The following is a 15360-nucleotide window of genomic DNA, read 5'->3' as shown; positions in this document are numbered from 1 at the left end:
AATTTTCTAATTTTTCGTTGTTTGACTTTGTGCTTTTAGCTAACTTGGTCTTCATAACGATTGAAGCCAATGAGCTTCATTCAGACCAGTTTTATAGCTATCACTTTATGGGGTGTGATTTTATTGCGTATTTAGTACGCTGTAAAGAGTTTATTGCGTATCTGGTACTATTTGTTGTTATAGTTGTGTGATTGAATGTAAATATAAAGACAACACGCTGAATTCATTACCAAATGAAATCAGTTGTAACAGATTTAAAAAGGCCAAGCTGTTTCCAACTTGGCCTTTCACTGCGGTGTTAATTGAACTGTGTTGCTTAGTTAAACGGGTTGTTTCGCTAGGTGGTTGTCACCATAGCTTCCGTAGTAACCGCCATAGCCATACTCGTTCTTTAACGCTTTTTCAGTGACTTGGTTAATCACGATGCCGTCTATCTTTATGTTGTGTGTCATAAAGCGGCCTAGCGTGTTTCTTACACTTGCAAGGCGTGTGCTGTTAGCTTTAACCACAACGGTAATTGAGCCCACCAAACGGCTTATTACTAGGCTGTCTGCGACAGGTAACGTTGGTGGCGTATCGATGATTACACGGTCGAATTGCTCATCTAGCTGGTCTAACATTTTAGCGAATGCTTCTGATGTTAAAAGCTCTTGTGGGTTTGGCGTTAACATACCTGCAGGTAAAATCGTTAGGCCTGACCTCTCGTCTTTGTATAAGCAGTTTTCTAATGCGTCGCCCATTAACAAGTGGTTAGTAATGCCCTGCTGGAACTTCTTCAAACCAAAACGCTCTGCTACTGCTGGTTTACGTAAATCCGCATCGATAAGCAATGTACGTTCTACTTGTGCATACGCCATCGCCAGGTTGATAGACGTTGTGGTTTTACCTTCGCCCGGTAATGAAGAGGTAATCGCTAGTCGCTTACTGTTTGATTGCATTTTTGATAACGTCAATGCAGTACGAATTGAACGAACTGATTCGCTGAAGGAGTTAGCTTCTTTCTCAAAATACAGTGCTTTGTCTAACGCTTTCTTTTTGTATTTCTTCATTGATACTTTTGGTAAGCCGCCCAATGGGATTAAACCAAAGCGATCTTCGAATGTTTTTACTGATTCAACGGTATTACGCAGTGCGTCTAACAGGAACACCATCACAACCGCAAAGCCAAAGCTTGCTACGAATGAAAGCGCAATAATTAGCCCTTTCTTCGGTGCAGCGGCTTTTTGTGGGATCATCGCGTAGTCAGTAAAGCGTGCGCTTTCTGCTGCAAAGTCACTGGTTGCCGAAGTCTCTTTTTGACGCGACAGGAACAAGTTGAAAACGTCACGGTTGGTTTTTACTTCACGCTTTAACGCTTCAAATTGACGCTTTTTAACTGAAATAGTCTGGTAAGCATCTTTATTTGATTTCAGCTCTGCTTTTAGTAAGCGCTCTTGTTGCACTACCGATTTAAGCTCTTGGTCAATGCCATTAACCAGCTCTTTTACCACTGATCTTATTTGGTTATCTAAAGAACGCACCTTTGCATTCGCAGCCTTCATATCTTCATGAGCAGGTCCATAGCGTTTCGCTAGCTTGCTGAGCTCTTTATCGGCTAAGATCTTTTGCTCTTTTAACGCCAGAACTTGAGGGTGCTTAGATACGAGCGGAATGGTGATGAATGCTTCTTGAGTTTTACCTTGTGCCGCTCTTAATGTGCTGTAAGAAGATTCAATTTCGATTCTTCGGTCGGTAATTTCTGTTAAGCGTTTCGTTAAGCTACTGATTGTCGAACGAGCTTGTGCATCAATGCCGCCCTCTACACCACTGTCATCAACCAGTTTCTCTTTAGCAAGAAAGTCTGTTAGAGCCGTTTCAGAGCTCGATAGTTGTTCTTTTAGTTCAGATAAACGGCTAGTGATCCAGTGTGATGCTTGTTGCGTTGCACCTAAGCTCGCCTCTAGGTTTAGGTTGATGTATTCCTCACCTATGGCATTTGCGATTACTGCTGCTAACTTTGGATCTTCTGATTCAAAACTGATGTTAACCAACTGAGTTTTTCGAATCGGAGAAATCGTTAAGCGCTCTTTGAATGCATCCAGTACCGACTGGCGAATTGCTTCTTGAGCATCTTCTTCGGTTATCGGTGTATTATCACGGTACGCATCAAAGACAGGTAGAGACTTCACTGAATCCACAAGTTGTTCTTTCAGCGACAACTCTGGGTCCAATGACGCGTTGAATTCTAGCTTATTGGTTAAACCTAGCTTGTCGATAACACGCTCAGCGATTTGGTTCGACTTTAAGATCTCAAACTGAGTTAAGTAGTACTCTTTTTGATTTGAGTCGATGCCTACCACTTCTTCTATTGAAACAGCTTTCTTTTGCTTCGATTCAATTAATAGCGTTGCGGTTGCTACGTATTTGGGCGTTAGTGCGAACACCGCTAGCGTGGTTAAAATAGTGATAACCAAAGTGAACATGGTGATCTTCAACCAACTTTGTTTTACTAGTTGGAAGTATTTCCCAAGATCGATGATCTCTTCACTGTTCGTATTATTTTCTTTAGAGAGCAATTGCATAGCGAGTTGTATTCTCAATAGATTTAAATGGGATGATTGCGATTTTGGCTCACATCTGATTCTGAGCTAACGTCTAGTTTCTGACTAAAGCCCTTTGCTTTTAGTTTAAGCCCTTTGCTTTTAGTTTAAGCACTTAGCTTTAGTTAGATTGAAAATTACCAAAACGATCCGATAACATGCAGCGTGTCGCCTGGTTTTATCTTCTGATACAGAGCGACTTCATTTTCAGTGTCACTTTCAAATGCTTTTGTTAGCTGCTCAGAAGTGTAACCTTCGTATTCACCTTCAGAGATTAGGTAAACCTTAGCACTGCGGCGGTATTTCGTTAACACGCCACCAGCCAATGAAATCGCTTCTTGCACGGTTAAGGCTGGTTCATATTCATAACCACCCGGCTTATTAACTAGGCCATTCACGTAGATGTTTCGGTATTGCACCATCGACACGTTCACTTTTGGGTTGATCAGGACGTTGCCCTTCAAACCGTCAGTGATTTCTAATTGAAGTTGCTCAAGTGTTTTACCACCTAGCTTGATTTTCCCTAGATACGGGTAATCAACAGTCTCGCGGTTATCGATTTTTAGTTCTTCAATCGTGAGGTTCTCTTCACCATAAACAGTGATACTGATGGTATCGCCCGCCGTTAGTGTGTAAAGAATTTGGGCTGGCTTTGCATTGCTTACTGTCGATGTGAACACGGTAAACATCACAATCAATGAACCAAGTAACTTTTTAAACATGTGTTTACTCTTATCGTTTGTCATTGGTAATGGTTTTTCATTAGTAAATGAGTAAGTAAATAAGCAAATCGACCCAATGTTGATGGGCCGCTTACTCATTGTTCGGTGACTCGCGCTTACGCTTGTCTAATTCTGTTAGGGCGGTCAGTAAGCCGTTTTGCCGACAAAGCCTTTAAATACCGTCATCACGATGATTTTGATATCTAACCAAAGCGACCAAGTTCGAATGTATTTCAAATCGTATTCCACACGTTTTTCCATTTTGTCTAACGTGTCGGTTTCGCCTCGATAACCACTGACTTGCGCTAAGCCAGTTATCCCCGGTTTCACGTTGTGACGAAGCATGTATCTACCTACGATTTGACGGTATTCTTCATTGTGTGCAACCGCATGTGGACGAGGGCCAACGATTGACATTCTCCCTTGCAGTACATTGATAAATTGCGGTAATTCATCAAGCGATGTTCTACGGATGAATGCACCAAATTTAGTGACTCGAGGGTCATTCTTCGTTGCTTGTTTAACCACGGCACCGTTATCTTGTGTGCTCATTGAACGGAATTTCCAAATCAGAATTTCCTCTCCGTCTAAGCCATAGCGTTTTTGCTTAAAGATCACGGGGCCTGGTGAACTTAACTTTACGCCTATGGCAACGGCTAGTAATACCGGTGATATCATTGCTAAAATAAGCGTCGAAAAAACAATATCTTCCATTCGTTTGATGCTGCTTCTTACGCTGTTAAACGGCGTATCGTGCACACTTACTGTCGCGACGCCGTTAATGGTTCTCCAGCGAGATTGTACGAGATCAAACGTTTGTAAGTTAGGCACAACGTATACACGGGCGTTTGAATCAGAAAAACGATCAACCAATGCCTTGGTTTTTTGGCTTCCTAGGGGGTGTAATGCAATGAACACATGTTTTAACTGTCTCGATTTTGCTAAAACCAATGCTTGTTCAATACTGCCTTTGACTGGATAAGCCACAACTCCATTAGACGGAGTCGTTGTTGGTTGGTTAATGCTCTTTTCTGCGTCATCGTAGATACCTTCAAATGTTAAAAGTGAACCTTTTTGGTCTAGCGCTCCGGCCATATGGTAGCCCGTTTGCGTCGCTCCGATGACGATGGCTTTGTTTCTATACTGACCTTGCGTAAACATGCCTGTTTTGGTGAATCGTTCTAATGCCCTTGCCGAAATCATGAAATAAGGCACGGCCATCGACCAAATTGCGATAACTACACGTGAATGGTCTTCCGAACGCTTCGCAAAAAAAGCAATCATTAGAATGACAAGAATCGTCATTCCCCAACACAAGGTCAGTCTCTGAATTTTTTGAAATGTTGTTGTGAAATCTTGGTTGCGGTAAAGCTCAAAAACTTGTGCGAACAATAAGTGAAGTACGCAACCTAAGCTTGCTAGGGTGACGTAATCCTTTGATACACTACCGATATAAAGCCAACTCGCGCCCGTTAATGCCGCGACGATAATGAACAAATCCAGCATCTTATGTGCCACGACACTTTCATATTCACCATTTTGAACTTGGTATTCTTTTGAAATCATATTGTCCAAGTAAACCCGTTCTATAAGCCATTTGTTAAAGCCAGCAGTACGAATTAGTCCATTATTTTCGTCGCCATGCTTTTGCTATTCGCAGTAAGAAGCAATACGTCATCACTTGCTCCTATCTGCACATATTTTAATTGGGACAAATCTTAATGCGTATTTGGTACGTTGTAAATGATTTATTTGTACTTAGTACGCTTTATTGGCGCTCTTGATGAATGTTCTTTCAGATAGAAAGAGATAACGCTTATTTCATATTACAATACGACATTAATCACGGTAACATCAGTCAAAATGATCATAAAATAGAAATCCCCCACTCAAAGATAAAGCGCCATATGAACACTACCACCACTCTTGTTTATGACACTTTGAAAAGCCTTGCTACTCACGCTCCTGAGCAACATGCCGAGATTCGCCAGCGTTTATATGAGCAGTTGAGCCTGCCATTTAACAAGCAGCTCTCGTTATACGCTAATGTGCTTGGTCCTATCAGCTCAGGTAAGTTAGCGGGATGCGCCAATATTGATAAAGCGGTTGAGCTAGCACTTGATGTGCTGGAAGGCCGCAGCAAGTAAATCCCCTTCTTTAAAATACGTAACACAGCGGCCCTAACCTTCCCCCAGTTAGGGCCGTTTTTTCGTTCGCGTCATTTGATTAGTGAATTTCAGATACAAAAAAGGCGCAGATTATCCGCGCCTTTGGTTTTAGTTAGTTCCAGGAATGTTACGACGTTTTGAACTGCGCCACGGCTTTATCCATATCATGGGCTTGCTCTGCGACTTTATCGACTTCAACTAAACAGTGCTGAGCTGATGCGTTGTTATCGTTAGAGATAGTGTTTAGCTCTGTGATTGAGTCACTCACTTGCGCCATCACTGCGCCCTGCTCTTCAATCGCTGATGCTATACGCTCAGAGTTCCCTTGAATGCTTTCCATATCACTTAAGATAAGCTGTAAGCTCGCATCCAATTCTTCTGAATCTTTAAGAGTCAGTTGACCTTGTTGGTTACATTCGCCAATCTCGGTCATTGAAGCGTTCATTTGGCTTTGAATTGCTGTAACAACGCTGGTGATTTCGGTTGTTGACTGATGCGTTCTGCTTGCAAGAGCTCGAACTTCATCTGCAACCACGGCAAAGCCTCGGCCTTGTTCACCGGCACGTGCTGCCTCAATCGCTGCGTTTAGTGCCAATAAGTTAGTCTGTTCTGCAATACCTTGGATGATATTTACTGCATCGCCGATTTGATCAACATGATGGTTCAACGAGCTAATCGAGTCTTGGCTGCTTGAAAGGCGCTCAGACAGTTGAGTAATGTTGCTGATGGTGTCTACCACCACTTCACGGCCTTTATCCGCATTCACTTTCGCTTGATGTACACCTTCAGCGGCAACCGATGTGCTTTCTGAGATCTCGCCAATCGTTAACACCATCTCTTGTACCGATGTCGTCATGGTCGAGGTGTGGTTAGCTTGCACTTCAAACTGCTTGATTACCGATTCAAGCTCATCATGCATGTTCGATGTGCTTTGAGTCAGTTGAAGTGACTTAGATTGAGATGCCGCGATAAGACCTTCAAGTTGATCAAGTAATTGATTGAAGTATTGGCCTAACGTGCTCAGTTCGTCTTTACCGTCTAGGTGTGAACGAATCGACACATCGTTAGAATCCACGATGTTGCGGATCACTGAAAGCAATGACTCAATCTTGCCAATAATAGAACGGACGATTAACCAGCTGAACAGAATGATCGACACAAGTAACGTGACGCAAAGGATGTTATTGATCAGCGATAGTTTGTCCATCTCTTGTTGGGTTTCTTGCTCTAACACGGCAGAGAACTCTTTGAATTGAGTTTCAATCGCGTGAGAACCTGAGCGTGCTTCTCCTAACAGACCTTCATTATGCTTTATGCCAATCACACGTTTCTGTTCAACCACTTGACGCGCAGCATCTACAAAAGCAGTAGAGCTTGCCGTATTAGAGGTAATAGACAGAACACTCGGGTCGAATGTGCCCTTTTCAATCAGATCGTTAAACAGATACAGCTCGACTTTTTGTTCAGCGCTGACTGTTGCACTGATGCTGTCTAACTCTTCATGAAATTGGCCAAGTAAACCTTTGTCTCGAGCTAATCCATACACTTCGCTGGCCTTTACTAGGTTAACAAAGCTTGTGTGGTACGTTTCAATATCTTCACGCAAGTGTGTGCTGTTCGCTAAACCCAAGTTGTTCAGCACGGCGTTAAGTTCTGATTCAGACGCTAGGAATTTGTTGTAGTTAACATCGAACTTGTCGAGGTATTTCAAATCACTACGCAGCAAGAAATCTTTCTCGTTGCGGCGAAGGTTGAGCAATCGCACTTCGAGTTCTTTGGTGATTTGTTTAGCTTCGCTCATTTGAGCGGTAGTGTCTGCGAATTGTGATGTGGTGAAAAGGAGTGAAACCATCCCTAAGATAGAAAACATCCCTAACGAATACAGCTTTTTCTTTATATTCATGTATGTAGCTCTTGATATTAGTATTATTTTAATAGACTCAAATTTCAGTAAGAAACGTTTGGATAGACCTTGGTTTTTCCACATACAAAGCATGTGACATTCATTCTGTTGACGCTCCACTGCCTTACTAAAAATTAGATTTATCAATAACACAATTTGATAACATGTACAGTTATCAATTCAAAAATTGGGGACAGCACAACAACGCTTGTAGGCCATGTATAACCTCAATCCTAGGTAACATGCTGAATTGAGGTTACTTTTGGCTTGCGATTAATTTATAGGCGAAATTTTATTTACGGCTTATTCTCATGTTTGCGAAAATCGTTTGCTCCCTTTTGCTAAACCGTATTATTGCCTACGAGGAACTCTGTTCTTTGCTCTGTTTGAACTCGTTGTATTTTCGATACAAATTAAAAAGCCACTTCCCGATCAGAAATGGCTTTGACTGTAAGTTTAGGTAATGTCGAACTAGTTTGAATTATGGGTATACAAATGCACATCTTGTTGCGGGAATGGAATTGAGATTCCTTCTGCATCGAGTGCTTTTTTCACTTTCTCGGTCATATCCCAATACACTTCCCAATAGTCACTGGTGTTGACCCATGGTCGCACAATAAAGTCGACGGATGAGTCATTGAGAGAGTGCACTCTTACCATCGGCTCTGGCGTCGGTAAGACTCTTTCATCAGCGAGCAAGATATCCATAAAAAGTTGTTTAGCTTTATCGATATCGTCCTTGTAGCCAATGCCAAACACCATATCGATTCGTCGGATGTGTTCTGCCGTAATATTATTGATAACGTCGCCCCAAATCTTGTTATTGGGAATAACCAACCTTTGGTTATCAACCGTTTGAATCGTTGTCGACACTAAGCTCATTTTGTTAACGGTGCCTTGAATATCATTCACCTTGACCAGATCCCCGACATCGTAAGGACGATAGATAAGGATCATCACACCAGAAGCAAAATTGGAGAGCGTATCTTGCAAGGCGAAACCGATGATGACACCCGCCACACCAAGACCGGTCAGAAGCGGCCCTAGTTCAATGCCCACCTGAGATAGTGCCACCAGCACACCAATAAACATCACGGCTTAGAAGCAATTGATGTGAAGAAGTTTTGCATTAACACGCTGAAGTTCATCTTGGCGCTTTTTACGCTCATTCCGACACCAGTCGCAACAATGTTCGCAATCTTTCTTGCGGCAAACAGTATGGTGAAACACAGTAATAGTCGAACGAACAGTGATGGTGCTTTATCAACTAACCACAGCCGAAAAGACACCACAGTGTCTTCTAGAAAGGAATAAGCGACCTCAACATCCAAGACGTCTTTTTGAAGGTGCCTTTTTATCTGATCCAGTAACGCGAGATGGTCTGTAGTATCAACATCGAGTTTATCCATGATTCCAATCGCAGACTTGAAGCTGTGGATCACGATTTCGAATTCTGTATTTTGTAGTTCAAGAGCTTTGGCTAGTGCTTCATCATCGTCCTTCATAAAGGTACGGCGCTGTTCCAATTCAAGTATCTTGGCTTCTTTGTACAAAATGATGTTGGTAAGAAAGTTCACTCTTTCGTCCAATGATTGCTGGAACTGTAACTTAGCGGTATCCAATTCAATATCATGAGGTTCGAGTTCAACCAACGTTTTCATCAACTGCTGGTAGTAAGTATCCATAAGTATCGAGCGACGTTGAAGTTGCTCAAACAAGCTCCCTCGGAGCTCTTCACTTGCAGCGCGAAAGTCGTACGCCAATGTATTGATTTTGCTCTCGCTCAGATTGAGCAAGCGCTGCAGCAACTCAACTTGAGATAATAAAAGGTTTGATGCACTCTCTTTTGTACTTTGTCGAGCATGATTTTGTGATAAATGCGTTCTGAAATGATCATTCTTTCTTCTCAAAATGTTTTCTAAGAATTCTTGCTCATTTTCCGCGATATCTTGGGTTTGGTGCGCTTGCTCTAATGAAGATACATCGTTGAGCAATGACAATTGTATTTCTTCTAATGAAGCGGCGTTAACGATAGAACTAGCTACCGATAAAAGGATAAAAATAAAAGTTGTTATAACTCTAACTCTATATTGCTGAATCATTAACATGCCTTAGTTGATGTAATGACTTCCTTGATCGTGATAAATATTGAAAATGAACTCGACTAAGACCCTAAATTAAACAAGAGAAAGGAGCACCTACCCCTCTCTACTAATTTGTTGAACTCTATTGTTCTAATCCGTAGTTCTTGGTCGATTAACCGGCCATTAAGCCCTGGTACGTTGGATCGTGGTGTTATTTGGTAGGTCGCCGCAAATTCGTGAGCCAACGGCCGTAATTGATAAGGTGGAACGACTTAATGCGTAAACGTGCCAATACTATACAATGCGTATGACGTTAACTGAATTCATATAAACTTAAGGATTGGTTAAGCAAAACTTTATGGTGAGAGCGTGAAATTTAATAGTGTCGATTTGAATCTATTAAAGGTGTTCATCACCGTTTACCAAGAACAAAGCTTAAGAAAAGCCGGCGAAAAACTTTGTGTTACGACACCTGCTGTTAGCCAAAATATCAACATTCGGCCAAGTTTAAATGGTTAATCGATATCATAGAAACGTCCATGAACAAAACCAATAAGTATCTATTTAGATTTCCTGTGGTGAAGTTCTCAATGGCTTTACCGGTTACGATTTACTTATTCTGCTTTTCAAACTATTCCAGATCTTGTCTCTTTTGCTTTTCTCTTCCTAGAACCAAACCGCCTCTGCATTACCTCTACAGTGCCTCTGAACCTGTCTTCTGAAGGCGCATCTCCACCAAGATAGTCTTCCAATTAACTAGAATTCATACCCAGTAGTCCTCTGAGTTAAAGCGAAATTGGTATTTTCTTTATAAACAAATAGAAACTAAAGAAAGGACATTACCTTGACTAAATTAACCAAAACCGTGTTGGCAATGGGTGCGCTCAGCGTTGCTCAAGGCGTTGCAGCAGCGGACCAACCAAACATTCTTGCTATCTGGGCAGATGATCTTGGTTACTACAACACTAGCGCTTACAACCGTGGAATGATGGGCTACGAAACGCCGAACATCGACCGTATTGCTAATGAGGGCGCTATTTTTACGGATATGTACGCACAACAATCTTGTACGGCTGGCCGTGCTTCGTTCGTGACGGGTCAACACCCATTCCGTACCGGCCTACTTACTATCGGTATGCCAGGTTCTGCACACGGTATTCCTGACTGGGCTCCTACCATAGGTGATGCTCTTAAAGAAGAAGGTTACGCGACTGCACAATTCGGCAAAAACCACTTAGGCGATCAAGACAAACACCTTCCTACAAACCATGGTTTTGATGAGTTCTTTGGTAACCTTTACCACTTAAACGCGGAAGAAGAGCCTGAAACCTACTTTTACCCTAAAGACCCAGAATTCAGAAAGAACTACGGGCCTCGTGGCGTTATCAAAGCAACCTCTGATGGCAAAATCGAAGATACGGGTCCACTGACTCGTACTCGTATGGAAAACATCGATGAGGACTTTACCGAAGCGGCTATCACGTTCATGGAGAAATCTGTAAAAGAAGATAAGCCGTTCTTTATCTGGTACAACTCGACTCGTATGCACGTTTGGACTCGTCTGAACGAACATTACAGCGGTATTTCTGGTCAAGGCATCTACGCTGATGGTATGGCTCAATTAGACGACAACGTTGGCGCATTACTTGATACTCTTGAACGCTTAGAGGTTGCTGACAACACGATTGTTATCCTTTCTACCGATAACGGTGCAGAGAAGTTCACATGGCCTGACGGCGGTACATCTCCTTTCCACGGTGAAAAAGGTACAACTTACGAAGGCGGCATGCGTGTTCCACAAATCGTGAAATGGCCTGGTGTAATCAAACCTGGCTCTGCGGTTAACGCGCTAATGTCCCAAGAAGACTGGTTACCGACACTAGCTGCTGCTGCCGGTAATGACTCTATCGTTGAAGACCTTAAAGAAGGTGTTTCTCTAAATAATAAAGATTGGCGTGTTCACTTAGATGGCTCGAACTTCATGCCATACTTTGAAGGAGAGGCAGAAAAATCACCTCGTGAAACTATTTTCTACTTCTCTGCAAACGGTGACTTCAATGCGCTTCGTTGGAACGATTGGAAAGCAAGCTTCGCGATGATGGAAGGCACAATGCAATCGGCTATTCGTCAAGCTCCTGCTTGGGCTTCAATTACAAACCTACGTATGGACCCGTTTGAAACAGCAGCGAAAGAATCTGGCATGTACACTCGTTGGATGGTAGATAACATGTGGTTATTCGTACCAATGTCTCAAGAAGTGATTAAATTCATGGGCTCTCTAAACGATTACCCAATGCAACAAGGCCAAGGCTTCAGCGCCGCAGATATCAATTACAACACGCTAAAAATGCAAAAGCTAATTCAGCAGATGCAAGCACAAAACGCGAAATAGCGGAGCAACGGTTAAACAGCGTAGCAACAGCTAAATAACCCGGCTACCGACCATTAAAGATAACTGACTAATTAAAGCCCCACTGGGGCTTTTTTTGTGAGGCATCAACAATCTTTTTTCTAAACCATGAATGCGCCATATCTGCATTACGACTCTTGTGCCACACCAGATATTCAGTACCAAGATCCGATTCAAACGGTAAAGGCGACAGCTTAAAATCATCCAGCAGGCCATACCTTTCAAGTATCGATTTTTGGCTAATACAAAGCCAATCCGTCCCTCTTACCATATCAAGCATTTCAAATGGGCCAGGCGCCTTTCGTGCAACCTTTCTACTCTTCGCATACTTACTGGTTTTGGTTAATGGCGATTCTTTGGTATCCCACATACTATGAAGAACATGCTTCTCTTCAAGGTATTCTTCTAACGTAATCTCGTCCGCTAATCTAGGGTGGTTTTTATCATAAGCAACCACCATAGGTTCGTTAGAGAGCTGAATACATTCCATTGCCGGATCGTTGATAGGCGTATGGACTATACACAAATCATATCGGTGTTGGCGAAGGTCTAGGATGATGTCTGCGGTATAGTAAGGGTCAATATGAAGACCGATATCTGGCGCTTCCGCATAGAGGATATCGGATACACGCTTCATCAATGAATAAGTTGCACCACTAATACAAGCGACATTAAACGACCTTTCAATTTTTGTTGGGTCGAACTTTCGCTTACTTGGAAAAGTCGATTCAAAGGCATCGTAGGCCTGTTTTATCTGAGGGTAGATGTCATAACAAAAACTGCTCGGTCTATAACCTTCCTTCGTTTTCACAAACAACGGATCATCATAGGTTTCTTTTAGTCGGTTAAGCGCCTTACTAATCGCGGGCTGGGTTACGCCAAAACGTTTCGCGGTATTCGAGATAGAGAGCTCTTCCATCATGACAACAAAATACGGGATCAGACTAAAATCAGTGTTTTTCATGTTCTATTTACCAAACTAGCGTACTAAAGTAACTTTCATATCATTGAATTATACCGTATCAACCAAGCACTTCATTAGCGACCCTTTTATTTTGGGAAGTCACCTACGAATTAGCATGCTAGAAAACGATGATTAACAGAACACAAAAAGCCCACACTTGGCAGGCTCAGGTAACTCAAAGTCAGTGATGGCGTTTATTTGTTTTGTAACAGAGTAATCTCATCATTCACCCAGCCTAATAACTGCTTGGTCGCTTTAGACAAGACTTGGTTCTGCCTCACGATATAACCAAGGCTTGTGCTTGAGAAGTTGGTTAATGGCGTCACTTTTGATTTCAGATGTTGCTTAGTAGATATTGCAAACTCAGGAATGATAGCTACTCCAAACCCCGCTTCTGCCCAGTCGATTTGAGCGTCTACACTCCCTACTTCCATTACCCTGTGACTCGGTAAGTTTAGGCTTGGCAAACCTTCATCAATAAAGTCGCGGGTTCTCGTATCGTGGCCAAGTAGAATCAAGGTGAGTTCCGCTTCTACACCTTCATCTGTTAGATCACTTTCAGTGGAACGATCAGAGTCTTGGATATCTAAGCCATCGCCTAACGCACACCATGAAAGCTCTTGAAGCTTAGTAAAATAGAGCGACTCGTTGTGTTGCTCTTTCGCAATCACAAAACCGAGATCCGCCTGAGCATTCTTAACTAAACTCGATGCCTGAGATGACGTGGTATTCAACAAGGTAAGGTCAATACCCGGATACTGCGCTTTAAACTTTTGGAAAGGACGGATCAATAAGAATCGAGAAATGATGTCACTCACGGCAATGGTTAACGTCCCTATTTTGAGATCGTTAATCGCATTGAGATCGGCCTGACAGATCTGCAGTTCGAGTAACGTTCTTTGACTTGTCTCTAAGAGCCTTTCGCCTGCTTGAGTCAGTTGAAACGGACTTCGCTCTATTAACTTGATGCGTGTAAGTTGTTCTAACTGCTTTAGATGCAAACTCACGTTCGGTTGCGTCATGTGGAGTGCGTTGGCTGCTTTTCCGAAATGCTTATATTCCGCTAGCGTTACAAACGTTTTCAACAAATTGATATCCAGCATCATGTCCCTCCCAGGTTTTTTACATGATATATGAAATCCTTATCAAGATAATAAAGATAATTAATTTCTCTTATCCACTTTGTAGGCCTAACATGATTTCTCAATCAGTTAGGAGAAAAATTATGCCATCTATAGTTGTTGTGGGCGCAAACTGGGGCGACGAGGGCAAAGGCCGTATCGTTGATTTTTTAGCAGACCAAGCTTCTGCTAGCATTCGCTTTCAAGGCGGAAACAATGCTGGTCATACCGTAGTAAACGACTTCGGTACATTCAAACTGCACCAACTACCGAGTGGTATTTTTAATCCTGATTGTACAGCGGTTCTTGGCCCTGGCATGGTAATCAGCCCTGCAGCACTAACTGAAGAAATTGCAGAAGTACAAGCGGCTGGTATCAAAGTGAAAATGGCGATTTCAGACCGTGCGACACTGTGCCTGCCTTTACACGCCCTTGAAGATACGCTTGAAGAAGAACGTTTAGGTGACGGCGCTTACGGTTCAACACGTCAAGGTATTGCACCAGCGTACGGCGATCGTGTGATGAAGAAAGGCATTCTTGTAGGTTGGCTGAATCAACCTGAGATTTTAGAGCAGCGCATTCAATTCTTACTTGATTGGAAGATGCCTCAACTTAAAGCGCTATACCCTCAATGTGATTTCACTCAGACTGCTTCTGAAATGACAGAGTGGCTACTTGAAGTGACTAAAGCTTGGCGCCCATTCATTTGCAACGTGACTGAGCCGCTTAAAGCACTGCAATCACAAGACGCGAACCTACTGTTTGAAGCTCAACTTGGTGCAGGCCGTGACCTTGTCTACGGCGAATACCCTTGGACGACGTCTTCGAATGTAACCGCAGCTTACGCGGGTATCGGTAGTGGCTTACCTGCCCTTCGCCCTGAGCGTGTAATTGCCGTTGCTAAATCGTTCAGCTCGTCTGTTGGTACAGGCACGCTAGTTACAGCAATGGAAGAGCAAGACAGCTTCCGCGAAAGCTCAAACGAGTATGGTGCAACAACGGGTCGCCCACGTGATATGGGTTACTTTGATGCTGTAGCAACTCGCAATGGCGTTGACCTGCAAGCCGCGACTGAAATCGCACTGACTAAAATCGATTGCCTGTCTGGTTTATCTGAACTTAAGATTTGTACAGCTTACTCAGGTGAACACACTGAGAACCCGATTTGGCCACAAACGGCTGAGCTAAAACCTGTATATGAAGATATGGCTGGCTGGGATGAAGACATCACGGGTTGCCGCACGTTTGAGAGCCTTCCTCAAGCAGCACAAGATTACGTAACTCGCATCGAAAAGTTGATGGGCGTGCCAATTGTAATGGTATCGGTTGGTCCAGAGCGCGAGCAAATGATCATTCGAGGCTAGTTTAGAAAGCTACTATATCTACATCGACATCTACATCTACATCAA

The 15360-nt window shown here is 42.8% G+C and carries 9 protein-coding genes and 2 pseudogenes; 4 read left to right on the top strand and 7 right to left on the bottom strand.

Going from position 1 to position 15360, the window contains the following annotated elements; all coding sequences use genetic code 11:
* Positions 1–320: 320 nt before the first annotated feature.
* The 3 genes from QWZ07_RS13035 to QWZ07_RS13025 form a co-directional block, all read right to left on the bottom strand.
* The gene (locus QWZ07_RS13035; protein ID WP_192853159.1) at positions 321–2561 is read right to left on the bottom strand and encodes a GumC family protein; all 2241 of its coding nucleotides are present in this window, start codon (positions 2559–2561) and stop codon (positions 321–323) included.
* A gap of 155 nt (positions 2562–2716) precedes the next feature.
* Positions 2717–3301, bottom strand: a complete 585-nt coding sequence (locus tag QWZ07_RS13030) for a polysaccharide biosynthesis/export family protein (protein WP_065112459.1) — start codon at positions 3299–3301, stop codon at positions 2717–2719.
* Between the two features lie 144 nt (positions 3302–3445).
* Positions 3446–4867, bottom strand: coding sequence for an undecaprenyl-phosphate glucose phosphotransferase (locus QWZ07_RS13025; RefSeq protein ID WP_192853158.1), 1422 nt, complete (start codon positions 4865–4867; stop codon positions 3446–3448).
* A gap of 341 nt (positions 4868–5208) precedes the next feature.
* On the opposite strand from QWZ07_RS13025, the gene QWZ07_RS13020 reads away from it, so the two are divergent.
* Positions 5209–5448 (top strand): PAS factor family protein, encoded by a 240-nt coding sequence (locus QWZ07_RS13020; protein ID WP_192853157.1) that lies wholly within the window; start codon positions 5209–5211, stop codon positions 5446–5448.
* A 148-nt stretch (positions 5449–5596) separates the two neighbouring features.
* Here QWZ07_RS13020 and QWZ07_RS13015 read toward each other — a convergent pair whose 3' ends face one another.
* Positions 5597–7321, bottom strand: a complete 1725-nt coding sequence (locus tag QWZ07_RS13015) for a methyl-accepting chemotaxis protein (RefSeq protein WP_192853172.1) — start codon at positions 7319–7321, stop codon at positions 5597–5599.
* Positions 7322–7843: 522 nt separating this feature from the next.
* Positions 7844–9474: pseudogene (locus QWZ07_RS26490) on the bottom strand (mechanosensitive ion channel family protein).
* 351 nt (positions 9475–9825) lie between these two features.
* Here QWZ07_RS26490 and QWZ07_RS13000 point away from each other — a divergent pair.
* A pseudogene (locus QWZ07_RS13000) lies at positions 9826–9948 on the top strand (LysR family transcriptional regulator); the annotation flags it as partial.
* 382 nt (positions 9949–10330) lie between these two features.
* Entirely contained in the window at positions 10331–11848 is a 1518-nt protein-coding gene (locus QWZ07_RS12995) for an arylsulfatase (protein WP_225998447.1), read from the top strand.
* Positions 11849–11915: 67 nt separating this feature from the next.
* Here QWZ07_RS12995 and QWZ07_RS12990 read toward each other — a convergent pair whose 3' ends face one another.
* Positions 11916–12830 (bottom strand): LysR family transcriptional regulator, encoded by a 915-nt coding sequence (locus QWZ07_RS12990; RefSeq protein ID WP_192853154.1) that lies wholly within the window; start codon positions 12828–12830, stop codon positions 11916–11918.
* A 194-nt stretch (positions 12831–13024) separates the two neighbouring features.
* Complete coding sequence (locus QWZ07_RS12985; RefSeq protein WP_192853153.1) at positions 13025–13936, bottom strand: LysR family transcriptional regulator; 912 nt, start codon at positions 13934–13936, stop codon at positions 13025–13027.
* Between the two features lie 119 nt (positions 13937–14055).
* Here QWZ07_RS12985 and QWZ07_RS12980 point away from each other — a divergent pair, with 119 nt between their 5' ends.
* Complete coding sequence (locus tag QWZ07_RS12980; protein ID WP_192853152.1) at positions 14056–15315, top strand: adenylosuccinate synthase; 1260 nt, start codon at positions 14056–14058, stop codon at positions 15313–15315.
* Positions 15316–15360 lie beyond the last annotated feature (45 nt).

It is taken from the genome of Vibrio lentus, from assembly GCF_030409755.1.
Lineage (GTDB): Bacteria > Pseudomonadota > Gammaproteobacteria > Enterobacterales > Vibrionaceae > Vibrio > Vibrio lentus.
Note: the sequence above shows the minus strand (reverse complement) of the source record. Positions and strands in the feature narration are given on the sequence as shown.

What these genes read in the sequence shown, in the direction of transcription:
- QWZ07_RS12985 (WP_192853153.1), bottom strand. Translation starts at nt 13,936, where the DNA reads ATGATGCTGGATATCAATTTGTTGAAAACGTTTGTAACGCTAGCGGAA.
- QWZ07_RS12980 (WP_192853152.1), top strand. Translation starts at nt 14,056, where the DNA reads ATGCCATCTATAGTTGTTGTGGGCGCAAACTGGGGCGACGAGGGCAAA.
- QWZ07_RS13025 (WP_192853158.1), bottom strand. Translation starts at nt 4,867, where the DNA reads ATGATTTCAAAAGAATACCAAGTTCAAAATGGTGAATATGAAAGTGTC.
- QWZ07_RS12995 (WP_225998447.1), top strand. Translation starts at nt 10,331, where the DNA reads ATGGGTGCGCTCAGCGTTGCTCAAGGCGTTGCAGCAGCGGACCAACCA.
- QWZ07_RS13030 (WP_065112459.1), bottom strand. Translation starts at nt 3,301, where the DNA reads ATGTTTAAAAAGTTACTTGGTTCATTGATTGTGATGTTTACCGTGTTC.
- QWZ07_RS12990 (WP_192853154.1), bottom strand. Translation starts at nt 12,830, where the DNA reads ATGAAAAACACTGATTTTAGTCTGATCCCGTATTTTGTTGTCATGATG.
- QWZ07_RS13020 (WP_192853157.1), top strand. Translation starts at nt 5,209, where the DNA reads ATGAACACTACCACCACTCTTGTTTATGACACTTTGAAAAGCCTTGCT.
- QWZ07_RS13035 (WP_192853159.1), bottom strand. Translation starts at nt 2,561, where the DNA reads ATGCAATTGCTCTCTAAAGAAAATAATACGAACAGTGAAGAGATCATC.
- QWZ07_RS13015 (WP_192853172.1), bottom strand. Translation starts at nt 7,321, where the DNA reads ATGGTTTCACTCCTTTTCACCACATCACAATTCGCAGACACTACCGCT.